19 protein-coding genes are annotated in these 24,962 nt (G+C 73.9%); 5 read left to right on the plus strand and 14 right to left on the minus strand.

Features of this window, described 5'->3' with window-relative positions; translation table 11 throughout:
• Nucleotides 1–37: 37 nt before the first annotated feature.
• The gene (locus tag ACZ5WK_RS11365) at nt 38–757 is read left to right on the plus strand and encodes a TetR/AcrR family transcriptional regulator C-terminal domain-containing protein (protein ID WP_465547107.1); all 720 of its coding nucleotides are present in this window, start codon (nt 38–40) and stop codon (nt 755–757) included.
• A 109-nt stretch (nt 758–866) separates the two neighbouring features.
• Here the strand turns inward: ACZ5WK_RS11365 and ACZ5WK_RS11370 are convergent, their stop codons facing one another.
• Complete coding sequence (locus ACZ5WK_RS11370; RefSeq protein ID WP_465547108.1) at nt 867–1,337, minus strand: MarR family winged helix-turn-helix transcriptional regulator; 471 nt, start codon at nt 1,335–1,337, stop codon at nt 867–869.
• A 133-nt stretch (nt 1,338–1,470) separates the two neighbouring features.
• Nucleotides 1,471–3,600: an MMPL family transporter gene (locus tag ACZ5WK_RS11375; protein ID WP_465547109.1), complete on the minus strand. Its 2,130-nt coding sequence runs from the start codon at nt 3,598–3,600 to the stop codon at nt 1,471–1,473.
• A gap of 432 nt (nt 3,601–4,032) precedes the next feature.
• On the opposite strand from ACZ5WK_RS11375, the gene ACZ5WK_RS11380 reads away from it, so the two are divergent.
• The gene (locus ACZ5WK_RS11380) at nt 4,033–4,833 is read left to right on the plus strand and encodes a HEAT repeat domain-containing protein (protein WP_465547110.1); all 801 of its coding nucleotides are present in this window, start codon (nt 4,033–4,035) and stop codon (nt 4,831–4,833) included.
• Between the two features lie 61 nt (nt 4,834–4,894).
• On the opposite strand, the gene ACZ5WK_RS11385 is transcribed toward ACZ5WK_RS11380, so the two are convergent.
• Nucleotides 4,895–5,263, minus strand: a complete 369-nt coding sequence (locus tag ACZ5WK_RS11385; protein ID WP_465547111.1) for a hypothetical protein — start codon at nt 5,261–5,263, stop codon at nt 4,895–4,897.
• 183 nt (nt 5,264–5,446) lie between these two features.
• Entirely contained in the window at nt 5,447–8,569 is a 3,123-nt protein-coding gene (locus ACZ5WK_RS11390) for a phosphocholine-specific phospholipase C (RefSeq protein ID WP_465547112.1), read from the minus strand.
• Nucleotides 8,570–8,830: 261 nt separating this feature from the next.
• Between ACZ5WK_RS11390 and ACZ5WK_RS11395 the strand changes: the two genes are divergently transcribed.
• Nucleotides 8,831–9,100 carry a GlsB/YeaQ/YmgE family stress response membrane protein gene (locus ACZ5WK_RS11395; RefSeq protein WP_465547113.1) on the plus strand — a complete coding sequence of 90 codons (270 nt, stop codon included), beginning with the start codon at nt 8,831–8,833 and terminating at the stop codon, nt 9,098–9,100.
• Between the two features lie 42 nt (nt 9,101–9,142).
• On the opposite strand, the gene ACZ5WK_RS11400 is transcribed toward ACZ5WK_RS11395, so the two are convergent.
• Nucleotides 9,143–10,954, minus strand: a complete 1,812-nt coding sequence (locus ACZ5WK_RS11400) for an APC family permease (RefSeq protein ID WP_465547114.1) — start codon at nt 10,952–10,954, stop codon at nt 9,143–9,145.
• A 460-nt stretch (nt 10,955–11,414) separates the two neighbouring features.
• Between ACZ5WK_RS11400 and ACZ5WK_RS11405 the strand changes: the two genes are divergently transcribed.
• Nucleotides 11,415–12,155 (plus strand): polyprenol monophosphomannose synthase, encoded by a 741-nt coding sequence (locus ACZ5WK_RS11405; RefSeq protein WP_465547115.1) that lies wholly within the window; start codon nt 11,415–11,417, stop codon nt 12,153–12,155.
• A gap of 92 nt (nt 12,156–12,247) precedes the next feature.
• A complete protein-coding gene (locus ACZ5WK_RS11410; protein WP_465547116.1) occupies nt 12,248–13,528 on the plus strand; it encodes an FUSC family protein in 1,281 nt (426 codons plus the stop codon).
• Nucleotides 13,529–13,593: 65 nt separating this feature from the next.
• On the opposite strand, the gene ACZ5WK_RS11415 is transcribed toward ACZ5WK_RS11410, so the two are convergent.
• The 9 genes from ACZ5WK_RS11415 to dnaK all read right to left on the minus strand — a co-directional run bounded on the left by ACZ5WK_RS11415 (nt 13,594) and on the right by dnaK (nt 24,804).
• The gene (locus ACZ5WK_RS11415; protein WP_465547117.1) at nt 13,594–14,043 is read right to left on the minus strand and encodes an SRPBCC domain-containing protein; all 450 of its coding nucleotides are present in this window, start codon (nt 14,041–14,043) and stop codon (nt 13,594–13,596) included.
• 4 nt (nt 14,044–14,047) lie between these two features.
• Nucleotides 14,048–14,521 carry a VOC family protein gene (locus tag ACZ5WK_RS11420; RefSeq protein ID WP_465547118.1) on the minus strand — a complete coding sequence of 158 codons (474 nt, stop codon included), beginning with the start codon at nt 14,519–14,521 and terminating at the stop codon, nt 14,048–14,050.
• 139 nt (nt 14,522–14,660) lie between these two features.
• Complete coding sequence (locus ACZ5WK_RS11425; protein WP_465547119.1) at nt 14,661–16,661, minus strand: phosphocholine-specific phospholipase C; 2,001 nt, start codon at nt 16,659–16,661, stop codon at nt 14,661–14,663.
• A gap of 97 nt (nt 16,662–16,758) precedes the next feature.
• Nucleotides 16,759–18,204 (minus strand): endonuclease/exonuclease/phosphatase family protein, encoded by a 1,446-nt coding sequence (locus tag ACZ5WK_RS11430; RefSeq protein ID WP_465547120.1) that lies wholly within the window; start codon nt 18,202–18,204, stop codon nt 16,759–16,761.
• Nucleotides 18,205–18,609: 405 nt separating this feature from the next.
• Entirely contained in the window at nt 18,610–19,938 is a 1,329-nt protein-coding gene (locus ACZ5WK_RS11435) for a cryptochrome/photolyase family protein (RefSeq protein ID WP_465547121.1), read from the minus strand.
• 147 nt (nt 19,939–20,085) lie between these two features.
• A complete protein-coding gene (locus ACZ5WK_RS11440; protein WP_465547122.1) occupies nt 20,086–20,442 on the minus strand; it encodes a PRC-barrel domain-containing protein in 357 nt (118 codons plus the stop codon).
• Nucleotides 20,443–20,723: 281 nt separating this feature from the next.
• Complete coding sequence (locus ACZ5WK_RS11445) at nt 20,724–21,752, minus strand: BadF/BadG/BcrA/BcrD ATPase family protein (protein ID WP_465547123.1); 1,029 nt, start codon at nt 21,750–21,752, stop codon at nt 20,724–20,726.
• A 189-nt stretch (nt 21,753–21,941) separates the two neighbouring features.
• On the minus strand, nt 21,942–22,841 hold the full coding sequence (locus ACZ5WK_RS11450; protein WP_465547124.1) for a hypothetical protein: 900 nt from the start codon (nt 22,839–22,841) through the stop codon (nt 21,942–21,944).
• A gap of 76 nt (nt 22,842–22,917) precedes the next feature.
• Entirely contained in the window at nt 22,918–24,804 is a 1,887-nt protein-coding gene (gene dnaK, locus ACZ5WK_RS11455; RefSeq protein WP_465547125.1) for a molecular chaperone DnaK, read from the minus strand.
• Between the last annotated feature and the right edge of the window lie 158 nt (nt 24,805–24,962).

A 24,962-nucleotide genomic window follows, 5' to 3' on the forward strand; every position in this document is an offset into this window, starting at 1 on the left:
AAGGAGCCGGCGCCGGAGGCAGGGACGGGAGCGGGGATTGAGCAGCGGATCCGGCAGCGGGGCGGCCGACACGGCACGACTGCTCTGGGGCCCCCACCCGAAACCGACCCGGGGGCCCAAGCCGGCGCTCACCCTGGAGCGGATCGCCCGGGCCGGCATCGAGATCGCGGACGCGGAGGGGCTCGGCGCCGTCTCGATGCAGCGGGTGGCCGGGCTGCTCGACTACACGAAGATGTCGCTCTACCGGTACGTGCCGGGCAAGGCGGAGCTGGTCGCGCTGATGGTCGAGGAGGCGGTCGGCGAACCCGCCGCAGCCACCGGCGCACCCGACTGGCGCGAGCAGCTCCGCGACTGGTCCGCACAGTTGACCGATGCCTTCGGTGCCCACCCCTGGCTGCTGGACGCACCCGTCGGCCCCCGGGTGATGGGCCCGAGGGAACTCGCCTGGCTGGAGCGGGTGGTGGCCGCGCTGGACGGCAACGGGCTGACCGGGCCCGAGCGGATGGACGCCGCCGTCCTGCTGGCCGGCCACGTCCGCGGCATCGCCGAGCAGGCCCGGGCCGCCGGGCCGGGCGGCGAACCCGAGTCGCAGATGCTGGCCGTCCTCGGCGGGTTGGTCCAGGAGCACGCCGACCGCTTCCCCGCGCTCGCGGTGGCGATGACGGCGCAGGACGGCCACGACCAGGCCCTGGCGTTCGGCCTGGAGCGCATCCTCGACGGTCTGGACGCGCTGATCACCCGTCGGCTCGGCCGATAGAGCTCACGGGGGGCACGGTCAGCGCGGGGGGCACGGTCTGTGCAGGTGCCGCTGCCGGCGCGTGCACTCCGGCCGGGGCGCGCACCGCGGTCAGCGCGTGTGCCGCGGGTCAGCGCGTGTGCCGAAGTTCCTCCAGCTCGCCGGTGAGCCGGCCGAGGAAGCGGGCCACCGCGGCCAGCTCCGCCGCCGTGAACTCCCCGCGCACCACCTCCGTGCGCCGCGCTACCGGCGCGAACCACTCGGCGGCCATCAGCCCGGCGCCCGGCAGGTAGTGCACCAGCACCTGCCGGCGGTCGGCGGCGTCCCGGGTGCGCCGGATGTGCCCGGCGCGCTCCAGCCGGTCCAGCACCGCGGTGACGGCGCCCGAGGTGAGGGCCAGCTCCTCGCGCAGCCGGCCGGGGGTGATCCCGCCGGGGCCGCCGTCCTGCCCGGGCGCCGCCCGCATGACGGCCAGCAGCGCCTGGACGTCGGTGGCGTGCAGGCCGCTCGCGGCGGCGAAGCCGTGGCCGAGCAGGTGCAGCTCGGAGGCGAGGTCCTGGAGGAGCCGCCCGAGAGCCGGAGTGTCGGCCGCTACGGGCATCGTCGGGGGCGTGCTCGGCTCCTGCTCCGACAAGATCATCCGCTCCGGGTCGTGTACGGCGTGCTGACCCGTTCAGCCTAACGGGCGGCGCTCACCCGCGGCGCCCGCCGACGGCGCCCGCCGACGGGCGCCGTCAGACCCGCTCGCCGACCTGCTCAGGCACCGCCGGACGAGCCGTCACCCGGCCCGGCCGGGCGGGCCACCAGACCCCCTCCCCGAGGTCGCGGACCAGCGCGGGCACCAGCAGCGACCGCACCAGCAGCGTGTCCAGCAGCACGCCGAAGGCCACGATGAAGGCGATCTGGGCAAGGAACGCGAGCGGGATCACGCCGAGCGCGGCGAAGGTCGCGGCGAGCACCACCCCGGCCGAGGTGATCACCCCGCCGGTCGCGGTCAGCCCGCGCAGCACCCCCTCCCGGGTGCCGACCCGCTGCGCCTCCTCGCGCACCCGGGTCATCAGGAAGATGTTGTAGTCCACGCCCAGCGCGACCAGGAACACGAACCCGTACAGCGGCACCGAGGGGTCGGTGGCGGTGAAGCCGAAGACGTGCGGGAAGACCAGCGCGCTGACGCCGAGTGTGGCCAGGTAGGAGAGCGCGACGGTGGCGGCCAGCAGGACGGGTGCCAGCAGCGAGCGCAGCAGCAGGACGAGCACGGCGAGGATGCAGAGCAGCACCACCGGCATGATGAACGACCGGTCGTGCTCCGCCGTGACCCGGGTGTCGTACTGCTGCGCGGTGTACCCGCCGACCAGCGCGTCCGCGCCCGGCACCGTGTGCACCGCCTGCCGTAGGCGGCGAACGGTGGCGATGGCCTCGTCGCTGTCGGCCGGGTCGGCGAGCGTCACGTCCAGCCGGACCCGCCCGTCCACCACCTTGGGAACGCCTCCCGGCACCCCTCCCGGCGCCCCACCCGTGTACGGCCGGACGCCGGCCGTCCCGGGGACGGCGGCCGCGGCGGCCGCCGCCTCGGCCTGCCCGGCCCCGGCGAGGACGACGGCCGGGTTGCCCGAGCCGCCCGCGAAGTGCGCCGACAGCAGCCGCTGGCCGGCCGCCGAGGGCTGGGCCTTGACGAACAGCTCGCTCTGCGGCACGCCGCCGGAGTCCAGGGTGGGCGCGAACGCGGCCAGGGCGGCGAGCACCGCCAGGCTCGCCGCCCAGGTGGCGCGCGGCCGGCGGCCGACCAGCGCGGCCACCCGCTCCCAGACGGCGTGCACCGGAGCCCGTCCGTCGGCGGCCGGCCGGGCCGGCCAGTAGGCGGCGCGGCCGAGCAGAGCGAGGGCGGCGGGCAGAAAGGTGAGCGCGGAGAGCACCGCACAGCCGATCCCGACCGCGCCGACCGGCCCGAGCGCCCGGTTGTTGGTCAGGTCGGAGAGCAGCAGGACGAGCAGCCCGAGGGCGACGGTCGCACCGGAGGCGGCGATCGGCTCGACCGACCGCCGCCAGGCGGTGCGCATCGCGGCGAACCGGTCGCCGTGCAGGTGCAGCTCCTCCCGGAAGCGGGCGGAGAGCAGCAGCCCGTAGTCGGTGGCCGCACCGATCACCAGGATCGAGAGCAGGCCCTGCACCTGGCCGTCCACCCGGACCAGGCCGTGGCCGGCGAGCAGGTAGACCAGGGCGCAGGCGATCCCGAGGGCGAACACCGCGCCGAGGATGACCAGCAGGGGCAGCAGGACGGCCCGGTAGACCGCGAGCAGGATCAGCAGCACCACACCGAGGGCGACGCCGAGCAGCAGTCCGTCGATACCGGCGAAGGCGCTGCCGAGGTCGGCCGCGACCGCGGCCGGGCCGGCCAGGCCGACGGTGGTGTCCGGTACCCGGGCGGCGAGTTCGCGCACCGCGCGGACGCTGTCGCCGGTCTGCCGCCCGAGGTCGGCACGGAGCTGGACGACGCCCTGCAGGGCGCGGCCGTCCCCGGCGGGCACGGCGGGCGACACCCGCCCGGTGGCGCCGGGGACGCCGGCGGCCGCGGCCAGGGCGCGTTCGGCGGCGGCGCGCTGCTCCTCGCCGACAGCCCCGGTGCGGCTCTCCCAGACCACGATCACCGGCAGCGTGGCGGCGGTCTGGAACTCCTGCCCGAGCCGGGCCACCTCGGTCGACTCCGCGCTGCGCGGCAGGAAGGCGGCCCGGTCATTGGTGGCGACCTCGGAGAGCCTGCCCGCGTACGAGCCGAACGCCCCGCCGAGGCCCAGCCAGACGAGCAACAGGGCGAGCGGGATCAGCAGCCGGGCTCGGCGCCGGGCGGTGGGGCTGCCGGTGAGCATCGTGAAGCGCCCTTCGTGCCGGGGCCGGTGACGGTCGGTCGCATCATATCTCTCAATGATCGAGAGACTTGACCGGTCGAGAGACCCCACCTGCCGCGAGGCCCTCCGGTCGGGTGCCATGCCCGGCCGGACGGCCTGCCCGGTCGGGTACCCTGACCGGCCGCGAGGCCCGACTGCGCGCCGGGCACGGTCAGCCGGCAGGGCGCCCAGCCGCCGTGCGAGTTCGGCCCGCTCGACCCTGTTGGCGGTCAGCCGGATCGCCTCCCGGCACGCGTCCGCGGCCTCATCCTGTGCGACGCGGTTCCTCCGCCGGATTCGACACGTCCGGAGGAATTCGTTCCGGAGCTTCCGGCCCCTCGCCCCTCGCCCCTCGCCCCTGCCCCTGCCCCTGCCCCTGCCGCTGCCCTGGGCAGCGCGCTAGCATCCCGCTCCATGGCGATCTTCGTTCATCTGACCTCGGCGGCGAGCGCGGCCCGGATCCGGCGGGCCGGCATCCGGGCCGACAGCCGGGGACAGGGCGGGGCGCGCGGCGTGTACTGCTTCCCGGTGCTCCCCTCGTACACGCTGACCCACCAGTGGCTGCGCGAGCTGGCCCGGTTCGGGACGAGGGGCGGCCTGGTCGCGGTGCACGTCCGGCTGGACGACGAGCAGCCCGTGCTGGTCGGCCACTACGGGCACCGCGCCCGGGGCACCCAGCAGCTGGTGCCGGCTGCCGAGGCGGTCCGGCGGGTCGCCGCCCTGGACGACCCGCGCGGCTGGGAGGTCTTCCTCCCCCGCGCGGTGACGGCCCGCGAGGTGCACCGGATCCGCAGCGCGCCGCAGGTGGCGGGCTGGCGCTACCGGCCGGATGCGCACGGCACCCGCCCCTGCACCTGTGCCGGCTGCCGGATCCGCGGCGAGTACGGCGGGCGCCGCCTGCGCGAGCGCCGTCCGCACCCGCTGGACGGCCCGCCACCGCCGGTGCGCGTCCTGCTCGCCCGGATCGCCGCGGCGGGCGATCCGGGCGATCCCGCGGTGCTGCGCGAGGCCCTGCACTGGTTCTCCCTGCGCCGCCGCGGCCCGGTGGACCGGCTCGCCGGGCTGGCCGGTCACCCGGAGGCCGCCGTACGCGAGGAACTGGTCTGGGCCCTCGCCCGCTGGTCCACCCCTGGCGTGGCCGAGGTGCTGGACGGGCTCGCCGACGACCCCGACCCGGACGTCCGCGAGGCGGTGGCGGCCGTACGCGAGGAGTAGGTCCTGTCCGGTCGATCGCGCGCCCGGCACGACCGGCCGGACAGGACCTGGCGGCGGGGCGTCAGGAGACGCGCTTCAGCTGCCACGAGTTCTTGCTGAAGCTGGGCACCACGGAGTAGTTGCAGCTGGAGCTGTAGAAGTCGCTGACCTGCACCCAGCCCGCCGGCGGCCAGGTGGAGGCGCAGGCGTTGACCACGGTGCCCACCGGGTAGCCGGTGAGCTGCATGATCTTCTTGGAGTTGGGGCTGAAGGTGCCCGCCCCGCAGCCGGCGCTGTTCCACCACTGCACGTCGACGAACCCGCTCGGGGTGAGCACGGACCCGCAGACGTTGGTGGTGTCCCCCGGCGCGGCGTGCGCGGTGGACATCGTCAGGGTCAGCGCAGCAGCGGTACAGCCCAGGGTCAGGGCGGCAGCCCGAAGACGGATCACGGCTCTCGGCTCCTCTCGTCGACGCGGCGTGTCCGCGTCCATGACATCCTGACGTGACGCCGCATTGACGCACAGCGACTTTCCGGCCCGATCCGGCGATCACCCGGCGCGAATCCGCTCCCCACGCGCGCGGCCCGCGCACCCCTCGCGGACGGGGTGCGCGGGCCGGGGCCTGCCTGGGCGTCAGACGGTGATGGGCCTGGTGTCGAGGCGGATGTGGTCGACGGCCCAGTACCAGTTGTTGCCGGCGTCGTACATCCGGAACCTCAGGGTCACCGTGCGGGCGCCGGCGGGGACGGCGAACTGCTTGGTGACGAAGGTGTTCTGGACGTCCTTGCCGGCGTTGTCGGTTCCGGTCGCCTCGCTGCCGTAGGTGAGCAGGCGGGTCTCGGTGCCGTCGTCGAAGACGGCGGTGACCGTCGCCTTCTGCGGGGCCTCCTGGCGGTAGTGGGAGTCGAAGGCGAGGTGCAGGGTGTCCGTGCCGGCCGGGATCGGGACGGCGGGCGAGACGAGGGTGGAGTCGAAGACGCCCTTGCGGGACGGAGCGCCGGTGTCGTCCCAGTCGTCCGGGTCGGCGACGGCGAGGATGCCGAGGCCGCGGGTGAAGTTGCCGCGGTCCTGGCCGGCCGGCGTGGACCAGGCGCGCTTGGTGTGGAAGGTCCAGCCCTGGAGGCGGACGGTGCCCTGCGGCATGGCGGGGGCGTTGACCACCGACCAGCCCTGCGGCGCCTGCGGCGTCCAGCCGAGCACGCCGTCCAGCGGCTGGAGCGCGCCGGCCAGCGACTCGAAGTCCTCACCGAGCAGGTGGCCGGCCATCACCGGGGCGGTGCGGGCGGCGAGTTCGCCGTCGGCGAGGGCGAAGCGGTCACCGGCCAGGGCGCGGGCGGTCACCAGGATGCGGTGGGTGGCGCCGTCGGGCAGCCGGGCGGGCGGGGTGACGTCCCACTCCGCCGTCGCCACGGCGCCCGCAGCCAGGGCGGCGGGCGGGGCGGTGACGGCGGCGACCGTCCAGCCGGCCGGGACGACCGGCTGCGCCTCGATCGCGGTGAGCGCGGCGGTGGTGGTGAACCGGGCGGAGACCCGGGCCGGGCGGCCGGGCAGCAGGATCGCCTCGTCGATGGTGGCGGAAGCCGCCTTGAGGGTGGCGTCGAGGGCGAGCGGGTCGGCCAGGCCCATCGCCGGGTCGGTCTGCAGGTGCTCGCCGTCCCAGGGGAAGCGCCCGGCGATCCGGCGGCGGAAGGCGAGGTCGCCACGGACGCCGACCGCGACGTCGTACCAGCCCTCGGGGCCGGCCTTGACGTTGACGGTCCTGTCGTCGCCGGCCGCTACCCGGACCTCGCGCAGCCCGTCGCCGTAGGCGAGGTCGCCCACCAGGAAGGTCTGGGCGGTCCGCGAGCGGTTGATCACGTCCACCTCCAGCACCTTGCCGTTCTGCTCCTCGGAGAGCGAGATCTCGTACGCGGAGGCGGCGTCCCCGCGCAGGTGCCAGAGCGCGCCGTTCGGGCCGTGCACCCGCAGGTCGTAACCGTCCGGGCCGACCGTCCAGACGTCGGAGAGGCGGGACTTCGCGCCCACCGTGTAGTGGCGCGGCGCGGCGCCCGGCGCCGGGTAGACGGCGAGGACGGCGCCCTGGCGGCCCTGGTTGATGAGGTCCAGCGTCAGCTCGTCGCCCTTCAGCCGCGGCTTGACCAGCAGGTCGTACGGCAGTGGGCGCGCGGTGCGGGTGCCGCGCTGCTGCTGCGGGAAGGTCTGCGGGCTGGGCACGGTCGGGGCGGGCAGCTTGCCGGTGTCGACCACCTTCTGCCGGTTGCCGCTGGTGTCCGGCAGCTGCGGCCAGACCGGATTGCGGCCGGAGAAGTCGAACACGTTGGTGAGGTCGCCGCAGATCGCGCGCCGCCAGGGGCTGATGTTGGGCTCCTGGACGCCGAAGCACTGCTCCAGGAACCGCAGCACCGAGGTGTGGTCGTAGACGGTGGAGTCGACCACGCCGCCGCGGGTCCACGGCGAGACGACGATCATCGGCACCCGGACGCCGAGGCCCATCGGGTACGGGCCGGAGACCAGCGTCTCCCCGGCCGGCAGGGTGTCGGACCAGGCCGGCGAGCCGTCGGCGGCCTTCACCCGGTACTTTCCGTCCTGGCTCACCACCCGGTGGTAGGTCGAGCCGCCCTTGCTCACCCGGACCACGACCTCGCCGTCCACCGGAACGGTCGACTTGCCGCGCCCGGCGGCGAGCGGCGGGACGGGCGGCAGCTGGTGGTCGAAGAAGCCGCCGTGCTCGTCGTAGTTGAGGATGAAGACGGTCTTCTCCCAGACCTCAGGCTTGGCCGCCAGCGCGGCCAGCAGCCTGGCCGTCAGGTGCTCGCCGTTCGGCGGCGCGTAGTTGGCGTGCTCGGAGAGCGCCGCGGGCGCGACCAGCCAGGAGACCTGCGGCAACCGGTCGGCCTGGACGTCGGCGGAGAAGGCCTCGACCAGCGCGTCGCCCATCGCGAACGGGTCGTTCTTCTTCGCCGGGTCGCCGACCGCGCGCATGCCGCGCTCGTACAGCGGCTCGCCGGGCTTGGCCTTGACGAAGGGCGCGAACCAGGCGAGGGCGTTGTCGTCGAAGTTGTCCAGTGCCTGGTACGTCCTCCAGCTGACGCCGGCCCGCTCCAGCCGCTCGGCGTAGGTGGTCCACTCGTAGCCGCCGGGGATCTCGGTGTTGTCGGTCACCGGGGTGTCCCGCACGGTGCCGCCGCTGGTACCGGTCATCAGGTGGTCGCGGTTGGTGTTGGTGTTGCACTGCACGGACGCGTAGTAGGCGTCACAGGTGGTGAAGACGGAGGCGAGCGCGTTGTAGAACGGCATGTCGGCGGGCTCGTAGTAGCCCTGGCCGAGCCAGCCGCCGGAGCGGCGGGTGACCGAGCCGTCGGCGAGGCCGTCCTTCCAGGCGTTCATCGAGTCGACGAAGCCGAAGGCCGGCGCACCCTGCTGGTAGGCGTTGGTGTGCGCGGCGTTCATCGGGAAGGGCAGCAGGTGGCCCTCCTTGCGGCTCGGGTCGGGCTGGTGGAACACCGTGCGCCCGTTGACCCCGCGCACCGCCGTCCGGTCGCCGAAGCCGCGCACCCCGGCCAGCGTGCCGAAGTAGTGGTCGAACGCGCGGTTCTCCTGCATGAACACCACGACATGCCGGATGTCCGCCAGCTTGCCGGGCTTCGCCGGCGCGGCCAGCGCGTCGCGCACGCTGAGCGGGAGGGCGGACAGCACGGCGGCCGCCGCCGCACCGCCGAGAATCGTGCGGCGCGACAGTTCGGGCATCGGACTCATCGGGGGTCGCTCCTTGTCACGGGCGCTGGGCGGGGGCTGGTTTCGGCCCAGACCCGTTATGTCTACGTGCCCCAGATGGACGGCGCCGGAGTGCCGCATGTCGGCTCGGTGACGACCCGTCGACCCCAAGCTGTCCAGACAACTTGACGCAGATTCCGGGCCTGCCGACACCGGGCGCGCGGCCGCCACGCACCGCTCCGACGTGCCGGGCCCGGCGATCCGGGCGATCATGTGACGACGCGCCTCGAAAGGTGGAATGCGATGTTCCAGCTCCTGTGGATTCTGCTCATCGGCTTCGTGCTGGGCGTGATCGCCAAGTTGATCCTGCGCGGCCCGCAGGCGATCCCGTGGTGGCTGACGATGCTGCTCGGCGCCGCCGGTGCCCTGCTCGGCAACGCGGTGGCCGGCTGGGTCGGCGTCCGCCACACCTCCGGCATCGACTGGATCCGTCACCTCCTCCAGCTCGTCTTCGCCGTCGCCCTGATCGCCCTCGTCGCCCCCGCCTGGAGCAGGTCCCGCCCCAGCAGGTGACGACCCCGGCCCCGGGCGGGCCGCTCGGGAGCGGCCGAGGACTCAGCCGACGTGGACGCGGGGGCGGCGGCGCCGGTCCGGCTCGGCCTCCCGGAGCACCTCGCGGGTGACCGGGGCGACCTCGCCGTGGCCGAACAGGAAGAACCGCAGGAACTGCGCGAACGGATTGCCCTCCGTCCACTCGAAGTAGATGTGCGGCTGCTGCCCCGTCCGGTCGCGGACCGTCAGCAGCAGCGCCGCCAGCGCGTTCGACACGCTGGAGCTCTCCAGCGAGAGCACCCGGTAGCGGTCGTGCAGCACCTCGCCGTGGACGCGCAGCACGGCCTCGAACTCCGAGGGGTCGCGTACGGTGACCTCCACGAAGACCAGGTCGTCCTCGGCCGGGATGTCGTTGTCCGCCCGGATCTGCCGCTTCTTCTCCTGGTACTCCACGAGGTCGCGGTTGTTGGGCTCGTTGGCGATCAGCCGCAGCGGCCGGTGGGTGTAGTCGCGGACGAAACGTTCCGCCGCCTCGTCCAGGACGACGTCGGTGACCCGCAGTTCGAAGGCGCGCTTGAGCCGGGAGAGCAGCGACAGCAGCATGATGCCGGCGATGAAGCAGGCGCCGATCTTGACGCCGTCCGGCCGCTCGGCGATGTTCACCGCCGTGGTGTAGAGGAAGACCGCCGCGATCACCGCGAAGCCGATCGTCCAGTTCCGTTCCCTCGCCTTGTGGGCGGCGATGGTGACGGCGATGGCGGCGGAGCTGATCAGCACCAGCACACCGGTGGCGTACGCGCCGCCCTGGGCGTCCACGCTGGCGTCGAAGAGCCACGTCACCAGGAAGCCGATGGCGGTCAGCACCAGGACGGTCGGGCGCACCGCGCGGGCCCAGTCCGGAGCCATGCCGTAGCGGGGCAGGTAGCGGGGCATCAGGTTGAGCAGCCCGGCCATCGCGGAGGCGCCGGCGAACCAGAGGATGAGGATGGTGGAGAGGTCGTAGATGCTGCCGAAGGTGTTGCCGAGGTACTCGTGGGCCAGGTAGGCGAGGGCGCGTCCGTTGGCCGCGCCGCCGGGCTGGAAGGCGGGCTTGGGGATGAGCAGCGTGGTGATGAAGCTGGTGGTGATCAGGAAGACGCTCATGATCAGCGCCGCCGTGGTCAGCAGCTTGCGGGCGCCGCGGATCCGGCCGGTCGGTTTCTCCTCGGTGTCGTCCGGGTCGCCCTCGATGTGCGGCATCACGGCGACGCCGGTCTCGAAGCCGGACAGGCCGAGCGCCAGCTTGGGGAACGTGATCAGCGCGACGCCGATCATCGCGATCGCGTTGCCGTGCTCGGCGATCAGCGCGTCCTTCCAGTCGGTGACCAGGTGCGGGGCCCGGAGGACCTCCCAGAGACCGGTGATGACGACGACCACGTTCAGGCTCAGGTAGACCGCGACCAGCACCACGGCCAGGCCGATCGCCTCACTGAACCCCTTCAGGAAGACGCCACCGAGCAGGGCCACCAGGATCAGCGTGATCAGCACCTGCCGGCCGCTCAGCGCGCTGTGCAGGTGCGGGTTCTCCACCAGGTGCGCGGTGGCGTCGGCGGCGGACAGGGTGATGGTGATCATGAAGTCGGTCGCGGCGAAGCCCAGCAGCGTCAGGACGAAGAGCTTGCCCTTCCAGAACGACAGCAGCCGCTCCAGCATCGCGATCGAGCCCTCGCCGTGCGGGGACTCCTGCGCCACCCGCCGGTACACCGGCAGCGCACCGAACAGCGTGACCAGCACCAGCACGATGGTCGCCACCGGCGACAGCAGGCCGGCCGCCAGCGCGGCGATCCCGGGCTGGTAGCCGAGCGTGGAGAAGTAGTCCAGGCCGGTCAGGCACATCACCCGCCACCAGCGCTGGCCCTTGTGCTCGACGGGGGCCTGGGCGTGGGGGCCCGGGTGCTGTGTCGCCGTTTCGGCGCCTTGGAGCAGCCACGCGCGAATTCGCTGTCGTACCGACGGGGCGGGCCCCCGAGCGGCCCCCGGATCGGCCGAAGCTGACGAGCCCACGTACTCCCCTGTCCACGACGCCGGCCGCCCACCCTCGTGCGGCTCCCGACCACTGGCCGCCGGACGGACGGCCCGGTCAGGCTATGTGACCTGGTCACCGGTACCCGGGAACGCGGCGGGCGCGCCCCCGCGCGTCGCCCGCTCGGCGCCCCTGGGTCTGCCACCGGGCACCCGCGGTGGAACCCGCCGATCCCCACGCGGCTAGACTCGCCCGACCGAAATGAACAACTGTCCGGCCGGGTGCAGGCGCCGACGGCGCGCCACGGGCCGGGGATCGCGCGAGGGATAGAACATGGTCGAGGCCTCCCCCAAGGTCGTTGTCGTCGTACCCACGTACAACGAGCGGGAGAACCTCCCGGTCCTCGCCGGGCTGCTCGCGGACCTCAAGCTGCCCGGCCTGAACCTGCTGGTGGTCGACGACAACTCCCCCGACGGCACCGGGGACGTCGCGGACAAGCTCGCGGCGGACTCCCCCGGCACGGTCGGCGTGCTGCACCGCACCGAGAAGGACGGCCTCGGGCGGGCGTACATCGCGGGCATGACCCGGGCCCTGGAGGAGGGCGCGGACGTGGTGATCCAGATGGACGCCGACCTCTCGCACCCCGCGTCGGTGCTTCCGGTGATGGTGGAGACGCTGCTGGCCGACGACACCGCCGTCGTGATCGGCTCCCGCTACGTACCCGGCGGCTCGACCGCCGAGGAGTGGCCGTGGCACCGCAAGGCCCTGTCGGCCTGGGCGAACTTCTACGTCAACACGATCCTCAGCCTCGGGGTCCGGGACGCCACCGCCGGTTTCAAGGCCTGGCGGGCGGAGACCCTGCGGGCGATCGACCTGCCCTCGGTGAACAGCAACGGGTACTCGTTCCAGGTCGAGCTGAACTACCGCGTCGTCAAGCGCGGGCTGACCATCCGGGAGGTGCCGATCCGCTTCGAGGAGCGGATCAAGGGCGCGTCGAAGATGAGCCTCGGGGTGCAGGTCGAGTCGGCGATGGCGCCGTGGAAGCTGCTCCGCGACCAGCGCAAGCAGCCGTAGCACCACCCCCGGCCGCACCGGCGGGCGGCTCTTTCGGGTAGCGGTCCGGCGGTTCGGCGGTGGAGGCCGCGTCACGGGGGAAGAAGGGCGGCATGGCCCTACTACCGGAGTCCTTCGCGACCGCACTGCGCCGCGGCGCCCGAGAACCCTTCGTCGTCCAGACGATCCGGGCGACGGTGGCCGCCACCCTGTCGTACGCGGTGGCCACCCAGCTGAGCAGTGAGCCGGCCCCGCTGACCGCGCCGCTGACGGCACTGCTGGTGGTCCAGGTCACCGTCTACTCGACGCTGACCACCAGCATCCGCCGGGTCAACTCGGTGGTCGTCGGGGTGCTGATCGCGATCGGGTTCAGCTCGGTGGTCGGGCTCTCCTGGTGGAGCCTCGGGCTGATCATCCTGGCCTCGCTGACGATCGGCCGGTTCGTCCGGGTGGACGAGTTCGTCCAGGAGGTGGCGATCAGCGCGATGCTCATCCTGGGCGTCTCGCAGGTGACCTCACAGGCCTGGGACCGGGTGCTGGAGACCCTGATCGGCGCCGTCGTCGGACTGCTCTTCAACCTGGTGTTCGCGCCGCCGGTCTGGGTGGACACGGCCGGCGAGTCGATCGAGGACCTCGCCCGGCGCGCCCGTCACCTGCTGAACGGCATCGCCGAGGAGCTCGGCCGGCCCACTCCGGTCGAGCGAGCGGCCGAGCGCCTGCACGAGGCCCGGCGGCTGGACCAGGCCATTGCCGACGTGGACGGGGCGCTGCGGCAGGCCGAGGACAGCCTGCGACTCAACCCGCGGATCAGCGAGGGCCTGCTCTCCCGGCTGGTGCTGCGCACGGGGCTGGACACGCTGGAGATCTGCGTGGTGGTGATCCGGGTGCTGGCCCGCTCGCTGACCGACCTGGCCAAGCGGCGCGCACCGGGCGAGCGTCTCCTCCCGGCCGACGTCGCGGTGGCGCTGGAGGAGCTGCTGGCGCACGTCGGCGGGGCCCTGGTGAGCTTCGCGGTACTGGTCACCACCCAGGTGAGCAGCAACGCCGAGGAGGCCGAACGGCGGCTCACCTCGGAGCTGACCGCCGCCTGGGCCAGCCGCGAGAACGTCGCCCAGCTGCTGCTGCGGCAGGTGCAGCTCCACCCGGAGGCGTGGCAGCTGCACGGCGCGCTGCTGGCCGAGGTGGACCGGATCCTGGACGAGCTGGACCTCGAACACCGCAGCCGGCGGCTGATGGAGGAGCTGGACCGGGCCTCGGTGGCGAACCGGGAGCGGTTCTCCCGCTTCGCGTGGCTGCGCCGGCTCGCCCGCGGCGAGCGGCTGCGCTCCGGACGGCTGCGGCCCGCCCGGCTGGCCCGGCTCTGGCGCGGCAACCGGGCGGGCGAGCGGGCCTAGGTGTTCTGACCTGGGGAGCATCGTGCGCCGGGCGGGAACGGTCGGACACGCCCCGCGGCCGGGTGTCAGGGCATCGACCAGGGTTCCTGCGGGAGCGGCCGGCCGCTCTCCAGGTAGGTCTTCAGGTTGGACAGGACGGCCGACCAGCCGGCTTCGGCGTCGGCGCGCTCGGCCTCGTCGGCGAGCCGGTCGTGCGTGACGGTGAGCCGGGTGAGGTCCAGGTGCCCCTGGAGCTCGAAGGTGACCCGGGAGGGCCCGGCCGGGCGCTTCTCGTCCGGACCGGCCCAGGTGGTGACCAGCAGGTGTGGGCGTTCGGCGGTCTCGACGGTGCCGGCCACGTCGGCGGTGCCGGAGTCGTCGGCGCGCCGGTGCTCCCAGCGGGCGCCGGGCAGCCAGGTCGAGACGTTGCGGTGGCCCCAGTAGACGGCGGACTCGTCCGCGTTGGTGAGCGCGTGCCAGACGTGCTCGGGGGTGGCCCTGAGGTAGAGGATGCAGCGGTAGGGCGCGGCACTCACGGCCTCACCCCCGCGCCGCGTCGAGGAGCGGCTGGATCTCCAGCTTCCGCATCCGCATCATGGCCGCCATGACGCGGTCGACCTTGGCCCGGTCCGGATCGGCGATCAGGTCGATCAGAACGCGGGGGGTGATCTGCCAGGAGAGCCCGTAGCGGTCCTTGAGCCAGCCGCAGGCGCTCTCCTCGCCGCCGTCGGCGAGGAGCCCGGTCCAGAGCCGGTCCACCTCCTGCTGGTCGGCGCACTCCACCTGGAGCGAGATGGCCTCGGTGAAGTGGAACGTGGGACCGCCGTTGAGGGCGGCGAAGCGCTGGCCGTCGAGCTCGAACTCGACCGTCATGACGGAGCCCTGCTTGCCGGGGCCGTCCGCGCCGTAGTGCGTGATGACGGTGATCCGGGAGTTGGCGAACAGCGAGGTGTAGAAGCGGGCGGCCTCTTCGGCCTGGTCGTCGAACCAGAGGAAGGTGATGATTTTCTGCATGCGCCCGACGGTAGCCTCGAGGCCCGGCCGGGCGGCCGCGCCACGTCCGGGGGTCACCGGTTCGGAGCCCCCGGACGGTGGTGCGGCCGGGCTTGGGGCGGGTGGTCGCGCTCAGCAGGCGGTCTCGCTCAGGGGGTGGTCAGTGGACCCAGCCCGCGTAGCGCTGGGTGAACCGCAGGCCGGTGGCGGCCGTCACGACGACGTCGTAGCGGCCCTGCTTGTCCAGCGGCCAGGCCAGGTTGACCTGCTTGCCGGGCTTGACCCAGACGGTCTGCGCGGTGCCCGCGAAGTCGTTGGGCGCGGCGGTGAAGGCGACGTCGGTCATGCCGTCGTTGACCAGTTGGAGGGTGAGCCGGGAGGAGTTGCTCAGGTCGGCCGTCACGATCGGCACGCCCACGTCGTTCTGGCCGTCCGGGCCGTCCGGGGCGTTCCGGCCGTCACGGACCACGGTGCCGGCGAAGCGGCGGACGAAGCCGTCGGGGCCGTGGACCGTGAAGTCGTAGCGGCCGTGGGTCGCGGCGGCCTCCCAGACGTAGGTGGCGGTGGCACCGGGGGCCACCGTGTAGGGCGTGCCGGCGAACGGGAGCACGATGTTCGGGTAGACGGTGTACGGGAAGGCGACCGTGCCGTCGTTGGTCATGGTGCAGGTGACCTTGCCGGTCTTCCGGTCCACGTCGACGTCGGCCCAGGGCTGGTAGGGAAGGTGGCGGTGCGGGCGCTCGCCGCGTTCCTGGACGGGCATCGACTGGGCGCCGACGGCCGGGAGTTGGACGCCCGGGAGCTTGGTGCCCGCGTCGGCCTTGGCCATCAGGGCGTTGGTGTCCGGCAGCCGCGGTATCGAGAGGTCCGGGGCGGCGAAGTCGAAGCAGCTGGTGAGGTCGCCGCAGACGGCCCGGCGCCACGCGGAGATGTTGGGCTCGGCGACGCCGGTGACCTGCTCCATGAAACGCAGCACGGAGGTGTGGTCGAACACCTGGGAGTTGACGTATCCGCCGCGTGACCAGGGCGAGATGACCCAGAGCGGCACCCGGTTGCCGAGACCGATCGCCCGCCCCTGGGTGAACTCCTCGGGCGTGCCCGCCTCCGGGGTGGGCGGGACCATGTGGTCGAAGTAGCCGTCGTTCTCGTCGTACATCACCAGAAAGACGGTGTGCTGCCAGACCGCCGGGTTGGACATCAGCGACTGCAGCGCCATGTCGACCCAGTGCGCCCCGTACGCCGGCCCGGCCTCCGGGTGCTCGGAGAAGAGGTACGGCGCGACCAGCCAGGAGATGGTCGGCAGGGTGCCGTCCTTGCAGTGCGCGTCGAAGGCGGCGGGGTCGAACTTGGTCATCGCGTTGACGTAACGCGGGTCGGTGGCAGGGAAGTTGTGGAACTGCTTGAAGTAGGAGAGGGCGTTGTCGTCGTAGTCGCCCGTCCGGTCGTCCTTGCTCGGGTTGTGGTAGACGCGCCAGCTCACACCGGCCGCCTCCAGGCGCTCGGCGTAGGTCGTCCAGTCGGCGACGGGGTTGTCCGTCACCGGGGTGTTGTCGATCCACGGGCCGGTGGTGCCGTCCCGGCCGGGACCGGCGGTACCCGTCCAGAGGTAGAGCCGGTTGGGGTCGGTCGGGCCCGCCAGCGAGGTGAAGTAGGCGTCGCACAGGGTGAACGCATCGGCCAGCGCGTACTGGTAAGGGATGTCCTCGCGAGTGAAGTAGCCCATGGCGCGCTCGCCCTTGGCGGCGATCCACTTGTTCATCGCGCCGTTGTTGATCGCCTGGTGGCCGGTGGCCCAGTCGTGGGCGAGGCCGCCCGCGTTCTGCGCGTTGTACTTGGAGGTGTCCATCCGGTACGGCAGCATGGCGCCGCCGTCGCTGCGCCCGGCGTCGGGCTGGCGGAACACGTCCGTCCCGTCCGGGAACTGGAGGGCCTGCTTGTCGCCAAAGCCGCGGACGCCGTTGAGGGTGCCGAAGTAGTGGTCGAAGCTGCGGTTCTCCTGCATGAGGACGACGACGTGCTTGACGTCCTTGATGGTGCCGGTGAGCCGGCCTGCGGCGGGCACGGGTGCGGCGTCGGCGGGTGCGGCGGGGAGGCCGGTGAGCACGGCGGCGCCGGCGGCCGCGGTGACGCCGACGAAGGTACGGCGGGAGAGTTCGGACATGGCGAACGGGGCCTCTCAGGGGTGGCGGAGGAGGGTGGGCGGGCGCCGGGGCGCGCGGGTGCGCGGGTGCGCGGGTGCGCGGGTGCGCGCCGGGCCGTCAGAGCTGGAAGGTGGCGACGGCGGCGGCCGTGTCGGAGGGCCACTGGTTGGCGGCGAGGGCGGCCGGGTCGGTGCCGGTGGCGGGCCAGTCGGCAACCAGGGTGTGCGCCTCGACCAGCTTCAGCGGGCCGCCGTACAGGACGTAGTCGATCCGGTCCTGCGGCTCCGGCTTGCTGCCGCGCTGCTTGCGGACCGGGGACCAGGTGTGGCCGGGCGCCTTGGCCGGGTCGCGGTTCTCCTCACGGAAGCTGTCGGTCAGTCCGGCGGCCTGGAGCGCGGTGGTCACCGGCCAGGCGACCGGGCCGACCCCGTTGTGGGAGGCGGCGGTGGCGGCCGTCCAGTCCAGGTGCGACGGCGAGGAGAGCGCCCCGGCGAGGACCACCGGCGTGTGCCCGACGGCGTCCGCCTGGACGGCGGCGGCGAGCGCCTTGGCCTGCCGGCCGCGGGTGGAGGCGGTCTCGGCGGCCTCCACCTGGGCGGCGCTCCGGCCGTCCTGGACGGCGTACGGGCCGTAGTCGGCCTCGTCCAGGTGGGCGGCCCAGAACCGGACGGTGCGGCCGCCCGGGAGCTGGAGGGTGGCCCCGGCGGCGGGCAGCGAGGCGGTGACGGCCGTGACGGCGGTCAGCGGGTACCGGCTGAGGATGCCCACGCTGCCGGCGCTCTGGTAGGCGTACCAGCCGAGGGCGGTGGCCAGGCTCTGGGCGGCCGTCCCGGCGGTCTCCTGCAGCGCCAGGACGTCGATGCCCTGGGTGAGGACGGTGCGCAGCTGCTTCTCCGGTGCGTCGGTGAAGGCGGCGCCCGCGTCGGCGAGGTTCCAGCTCGCCACCTTCAGGCGCAGCGGGCCGGCCGGATCGGCGACCGGGACCTGCACGGTGACGGCGTCGGTGGCGCCGGCGCTGTCCCGGACGCCGACGACGACCGTCTCGGGGTTCCTGGTCGCGCCGCCGGGCGCGGTACCGGTGACCGTGCCGTCAGCGGCCACCGAGAGCCAGGAAGCTCCGCTGACCTTGCGGAAGGTGGCCGTCCCCGCCGGGTTCCCGGCCGGACGGGACCAGAGGCCGCCGAGCCGCACCGAGACGGCGGCGCCGGGGGCGACCGGGGCGGTGGTCAGCGCGTCGACGGCGCTGTGCGGGCGGACGACGGCGGGCTTGGGGCGGAAGGTGAACGGCGCGGTCTGGGCGAGGATGCCGTAGCCGTCCTTGGCCAGTAGGTAGGCGGTGTACGGGCCGCCGGTGAGCGCCGAGGTGTCGAGCTGGACGTCGCCGGAGGAGCCGGGGGTGTACTTCCACAGCAGCGAGCTGCCGGTGCCGGGCTGGCGGGTGCCGTCGTAGATGCCGACCCAGTTCTTGGCGTCGGGGGCGTCGGTCGTCCAGTGGAAGGTGAGCCGGTCACCCTCGACGGGGCTGGCGGGTGAGGTGAGCGTCAGGGCGCTGCCGGTGGCCACGGTTGTCCTGTCCGCCGCGCTCGGGCAGCCGGCCCTCCCGGGGGGGTACGGGCAGGGCCGGGTCCGTCGGCGGCTGGTCACGGAGGCGGGAGGAGGGTTTCCGCAGTTGGCTGTACAACTGCGTGCGGCCCCATTCATCCGAAGGTCAGCGACCGGGACATGAACGACGCATGACGGAATATCGGGCGGTCCGGGAACTCCGGGACGTTTAGGCGGACCCGCGGGTCCGGGGCGCGCCCGCTTCCGACGTCCCGGGCGGGCCCGGCAGGCCCGGCGGGCGCGGCGGGCACAGCGGGCGCGGCGGGCACAGCGGGCGCGGCAGGCACAGCGGGCGCAGCAGGCACGCGAGCACGGCGGCCGGGTATGCGGGTACGGGCGGCGCGGGCGACCAGGCGGCCGGTCTGCTCAGTCGAGACCGCGGCCGTGGCGGAGGCGGGCGGAGATCGCGTCGGGGTCGACGAGTGGTGCCGGATAGCCGGCGGGCGGGCGGTCCAGGCGCCACGGGCGGTGGACGGCCCGCCCGGGGAGGGCGGCGAGTTCGGGCACCCAGCGCCGCACGTAGGCGCCGTCCGGATCCAGCCGGTCGGCCTGGGCGAGTGGGTTCAGCACGCGGTTCGGCCGGGTGTCGGTTCCGGTCCCGGCCACCCACTGCCAGTTGAGCTGGTTGTTCGCCACGTCACCGTCGACCAGCAGGCGCAGGAAGTGCCGGGCCCCGGTCCGCCAGTCCTGGTAGAGCGTCTTCACCAGGAAGGACGCCGTGACCAGCCGGGCGCGGTTGTGCATCCAGCCCTCGTGGGCGAGTTGGCGCATCCCGGCGTCCACCAGCGGGAAGCCGGTGCGCCCCTCGCGCCAGGCCTCGGCCTCCGCACTGTCGGAGAGCCAGCGGTCGCCGCGGGTGCGGTAGTCGCGGTGGGCGGCCTCCGGGCGGGCGGCCAGCACCTGGTGGTGGAAGTCCCGCCAGGCGAGCTGCCGGACGAACGCCTCCGCACCGCTGCCGCCCCTCCGTCCGGCGGAGGCGGCCAGTTCGGCGGCGGAGAGGCAGCCGAAGTGCAGGTACGGCGAGAGGCGTGACGTCCCGTCGGCGGCGAGGTCGTCGTGCAACTCGTCGTAGCGGTCGAGGGCGTAGCCCCGCCAGAGCCTCCGCCCGGCCCGCTCCCCGCCGGCCGGCAGGCCCGGAGAGTCGGGGACGGCGGCGGGTAGCGGCTCGCCGCCGACGCCCGCGGGTGTGCGCACCGCCGTGGGCGCGCGGTGGACCGCCCGGCGCGGCGCCTGCTGCCAGACCCGGAAGTACGGGGTGAACACGGCGTAGTGGTCCTTGCCCGCGGGCGTGAGCGCCCCGGGCACGGCCACCGTGAGCGAGCTGTCGTGGACGTGCAGGCGCGGGCCGAGGAGTGCCCGCAGGGCCAGCTCCCGGCGCTGGGCGAAGTCGCTGACACCGGCCGCGACGTGCACCGAGGCGGCGCCGACCTCCTCGGCCAGCCGGGCCGTCGCCACGGCGGCCGGTCCGCGTCGCAGCACCAGCCGCCCGCCGAGGGCGCGCAGCCCGGCGTCGAGGTCGGCGAGGCAGTCGGCGAGGAAGGCCGCCCGGTTGGGCGCGGCGAAGCCGGCGGCGGCGACGTCCGGGTCCAGGACGAAGAGCGGCACGACCTCGTCGGCGGAGTCCAGGGCGGCCCGCAGGACGGGGTTGTCGTGCAGGCGGAGGTCCTGGGTGAACAGGGCGATGGAGACGGTCATCGGTGGCGGCCCGGGGGTGGAAGGTAGAGGTCGGACAGGTCGGGACTCCACCCGGGCGGTGCCGGGAGGCGACGACCGAGTGTCCCGCCCCGGCGCGGCCGCACGGGGGAACGGCGCGCCGGGACCGGCCCGGGGCCGGCCGGGGCCTCAGCGCCGGGCGAGCCGGCGTTCGCCGCCGGCACCGGTCTCGTAGGCCAGTTCGTAGTGGGCGAAGACCGCCGGTTCGTCCTCGGCCGGCAGGACGTCGTCGGTACCGATCGAGGGCGACTGTTTGACCAGGCTCTTGGGGAACGCGACCCGTACGTACCCCGGCCCGACCACGGCGCCGTCCAGCGGGACGAACGCCAGCCGGTGGCGGGTCGGCAGGCCGACCGTGACCGTCGCGAAGAACGGCTGATCGCTGGCGGTCTCCACGTAGACGGATTCGAGCGTGCCGATCCGGTGGTCCTTCTCGTCGACCACGGCCTGGCCGCGCCATTCCCTGATGTCCGCCATACCGATCATGACGGCCTCCCATCGCCGGCCCGTTCCGCTGGTGGAACCCGGGAGCCTCGTGCTGCCCTGGAAGATCCATCCTGCGCCGCTCTGCCCCGGCCCGCCCGGCGAGGGAGCCGGGTCGGGTCCGCAGGACGCGCCGGGGGCACCGCCAGGGGCGCGCTTCGGGGGCACGCGTCGGGGCGCGCTTCGAGGGCACGCTCGCCGTCCGGACGGCCTGACGGCGCACCTCCCGCCGGCGGCGGCGTTCGGTCGGCGGCGCTCAAGCAGCGGCGTTCGGTCGGCGGCGTTCAGGCGGCGGGCGTATGCAGGACGTCGAGCAGGGGCGGATCGACCGGCCAGGGCAGGCCCGTCGCCGCGGTGGCGGCCAGGCGGAGGGCTCCCAGCAGAGGCGGGCCGTCGGGCCGGTGGAGGCGGGCCGACGGGAGGCGGGTGGTCAATGCGGTGCGGGTGGCTTCGCGAAGGCGGGTGAGACGGAACAGGCCTCCGGTCAGGGCGAGCGTGGGTGCCGTGAGCCCGGCTGCGGTGGCGGCGGCCGTCGCGCTGGTGGCGATCTCCCCGGCGGCGCGCCGGACGATCCCGTCCGCGACCGGGCAGCCGGTGTCGGCCGCGGCGGCCACGTCCGGCGCGAAGGCCGCCAGCAGCGCGGCACGGTCGGGGCGTGGCTGGAGCGCGGCGGGCAGGCCGGTCACCGGGCCGTAGCGCTGTTCGGCCGCCGCCAGCAGGGCGGACGAGCCGCCGGCCCGCCCGTCGTACGCGCGCAGCGCCGCCTCCAGGCCCGCGCGCCCGATCCAGCCGCCGCTGCCGCAGTCGCCGAGCAGTTGGCCCCAGCCGTCGGCCCGCCGCCAGCCCGCGTCCGGGTGGTAGCCGACCGCCACCAGGCCGGTGCCGGCCGCCACCACGACGCCTGCCCGGGTGCCGAGCGCGCCCACGTACGCGGCGACGGCGTCACCGGCCAGCACCAGCCGCGCCGCGCCGGTGGCATGGGCCAGCGGACCGGGGAGCTTGGCGGCGAGGTCGCGGCCGAGCAGGGCCATCCCGGTGGCGCCCACGGCGACGGCGCCGATCCTCGCGCCCGTGGGCAGCCCGGCGGCCAGGGTGTCCAGGGCAGGGAGCAGTTCGGCGAGCAGCGCGTCCGCGTCATGGCCCGACGCGCCGACCCGGGCGGCCACGGCGACGGCCGTCGTCCGCGCGCCGGAAAGGTCCTCGGGCCAGGTGCCGGGCGCAAGGGCGAGCCGGATCCCGGTGCCGCCGACGTCGATGCCGGCCACCCAGGAACCGGCTGCCGGTCCGAGCGGATCGCTACGATCCGACGGCATGGGACCACCCACCCTTCGGCCAGGCGGAGGCCTCCGGCGCCACGCGGAACCGGACGGGCGATCGCCCTCCGGCCACCGGGGGCGGGGCCCCTGCACGGCGGCGCACCCCGGCCTGACGACCGCCGACACTACCCGTACTCCCGCCGCACGGCCGGGTGGGCCGGCGCCTGCCGGGAGGAGGCACGCCGCTCACTCCTCGCCGGCGGGGAGGATCCAGTCGAAGGGCGTCAGCTCCGTCTCCCAGGGGGCCAGAGCGGCCAGGTCGGCGGCGGCTTCGGGTGTCCGGAGCAGGCAGCGGTGGCGGAGCAGTTCGCGGCGCTCGCGGGGTGTCAGCAGCCGCTCCTCCGGGCTGAGGTTCTCCGGGTGGTCCAGGCTGAGTACCGTGCTGCCGTCGATCGGGCGGTCACCGTCCACGTTGAGCCGGTCGCCGGACGAGGTCCGGTAGTCGAGCCGGAGGCCGGTCGCCCACTGCGAGTTGCCGCCCCAGCCCTGGGAGAGGTCGACGGTCGGCCGGTGACGGCGCCGGAAGCCCCAGTACAGCGGCGAGCGGTCGGCCACACCACGCTGCGCATGCTCGGCGCCGGCCCGGACCCGGACGCCCGCGCGGCCGAACACGAGGTCGCCGAGCATCAGGCCCGGCCAGAGCACTCCGGTGACCTCGATCGGCGAGCGGGGGTCGTCGGCCTGCTCGACCTCGACGATCTCGTGCAGGACGGGGTCGAACCCGCGCCCCGCCCCGGCCCCGGCCGGTGTCATGCCGAGGGCGCCGAACAGCCCGAGGTACTCGTGGTCCGGGAACGCCGGCCTCGGTATGGCGTCGTCCACCGCATCGCGGGAGGGCTGCCGGCGGAGCAGCAGGATGTCGCTCACCCGGCTCAGGGCGTAGAGCTGCCGCTGCAGACTCAGGACGCTGTCGTCGGTGCGGTGGGCCGTCCACCACCCGCTGCACTCGGCCGCCACCGCGAGCGAGGTGCGGTAGCCGCCCTGGGCACGGTCCAGCCACGGGGTGACGACCTCCCCGTACGCATCCGTGCCCTCGTGTCCCAGCAGTCCTTCGTAGAGCTCACGCGCTCCCACCCTGTTCCCCATGGGCCGGACTCTATGCGAAGGCCGGCGGGCCGCGGCCGGCCGTTCCGGACGAGGAGAGGCCCGGCATCCGACCGGCTCAGCCGCCCGGGCGCCCGGGCCTGTCCTCGTCCACGATCTCGGCGTCGACGACCTCCTCCTCGCCGCCCGGCGCGCCCTCGGAGCCGCCCGCCGGGCCGTCCGAGGCGCCCTCCGCGGGCCGGGTGCCGGAGCCGGACGAGGCCTGGGAGTAGATGGCCGTGCCGATCTTCTGAGCGACGAGGGCCGCCCGCTCCAGCGAGATCCGGACGGCAGCGGTGTCCTCGCCCTTGAGCTTCTCCTTGAGGTCGGCGAGCGCCGCCTCCACCTCGGTCCTGACCTCGCCGGGGACCTTCTCGGGGTTGTCGGCGAGGAGCCGCTCGGTCGAGTAGACGAGCTGCTCGGCCTGGTTGCGGGTCTCCGCGGCCTCCCTGCGCTGCCGGTCATCCTCGGCGTGCTGCTCGGCGTCCCGCATCATCCGCTGGATGTCGTCCTTCGGCAGCGAGGAGCCGCCGGTGACGGTCATCTTCTGCTCGCGGCCGGTACCGAGGTCCTTCGCGCCGACGTGCATGATGCCGTTGGCGTCGATGTCGAAGGTGACCTCGATCTGGGGCAGGCCCCTGGGCGCGGGCGGCAGGCCGGTCAGCTCGAACATGCCGAGCCGCTTGTTGTACGACGCGATCTCGCGCTCGCCCTGGAAGACCTGGATCTGCACGGACGGCTGGTTGTCCTCGGCCGTGGTGAAGATCTCCGAGCGCTTGGTCGGAATGGTCGTGTTGCGCTCGATCAGCCTGGTCATGATGCCGCCCTTGGTCTCGATGCCGAGGGACAGCGGGGTGACGTCGAGCAGCAGGACGTCCTTGACCTCGCCCTTCAGCACACCGGCCTGGAGCGAGGCGCCGACCGCCACCACCTCGTCCGGGTTGACGCCCTTGTGCGGGTCCTTCCCGGTGAGCGACCTGACCAGCTCGGTGACGGCCGGCATCCGGGTCGAGCCGCCGACCAGGATGACGTGGTCGATGTCGGACACCTGGATCCCGGCGTCCTGCACCGCCTGATGGAACGGGCCCTTGCACCGCTCCAGCAGGTCGGCGGTGAGCTGCTCGAACTGGGCGCGGGTGAGTTTCTCCTCCAGGTGCAGCGGACCGTCGGCGGAGGCGCTGACGTAGGGCAGGTTGATGCTGGTCTCACTCGCCGAGGAGAGTTCGATCTTGGCCTTCTCGGCGGCCTCGCGCAGCCGCTGCGCGGCCATCTTGTCCTTGGCGAGATCGATCCCGTAGCCGTTCCTGAACTGCTGCACCAGGTGGTCCACGACCTTCTGGTCCCAGTCGTCGCCGCCGAGACGGGTGTCGCCGTTGGTGGACTTCACCTCGACCACCCCGTCGCCGATCTCCAGCAGCGAGACGTCGAAGGTGCCGCCGCCGAGGTCGAAGACCAGGATCGTCTGGTCGTTCTCCTTGTCCAGCCCGTACGCGAGCGCCGCCGCGGTCGGCTCGTTGACGATGCGCAGCACCCTCAGACCGGCGATCTCGCCCGCCTCCTTGGTCGCGGTGCGCTGGGAGTCGTTGAAGTACGCCGGAACGGTGACGACGGCGTCGGTCACGTCCTCGCCCAGGTAGGCCTCGGCGTCGCGCTTCAGCTTCTGCAGCACGCGGGCGGAGATCTCCTGCGCGGTGTAGCGCCGGCCGTCCACGTCGCCGGCCTCGGGGAAGCGCCACTGCGCCTCGCCGACGTGCCGTTTCACCGAACGGGCGGTGCGGTCCACGTTGGTCACCGCCTGCCGCTTGGCCACCTCGCCGACCAGCACCTCGCCGGCCTTGGCGAACGCCACCACCGACGGGGTGGTGCGGGCGCCCTCCGCGTTGGGGACGACGGTGGGTTCGCCGCCCTCCAGGACACAGACGACGGAGTTGGTGGTGCCCAGGTCTATCCCGACCGAACGAACCATCGCCGGCCTCCTTCCGCACAGGCCCCGCCGGGCTGCGGGCCTTGAGTCGGGCCAAGTCAATTGTCGCTCCGTCGTGGGCACCCGGCCGCCCCGTTCCGGCCCGGCCGGACCTGCCCGGACCTGGCCGGACCTGGTCGGGCGCCCGGGCCGGGGAAGGC

This window comes from Kitasatospora sp. NPDC032757, from assembly GCF_055579305.1.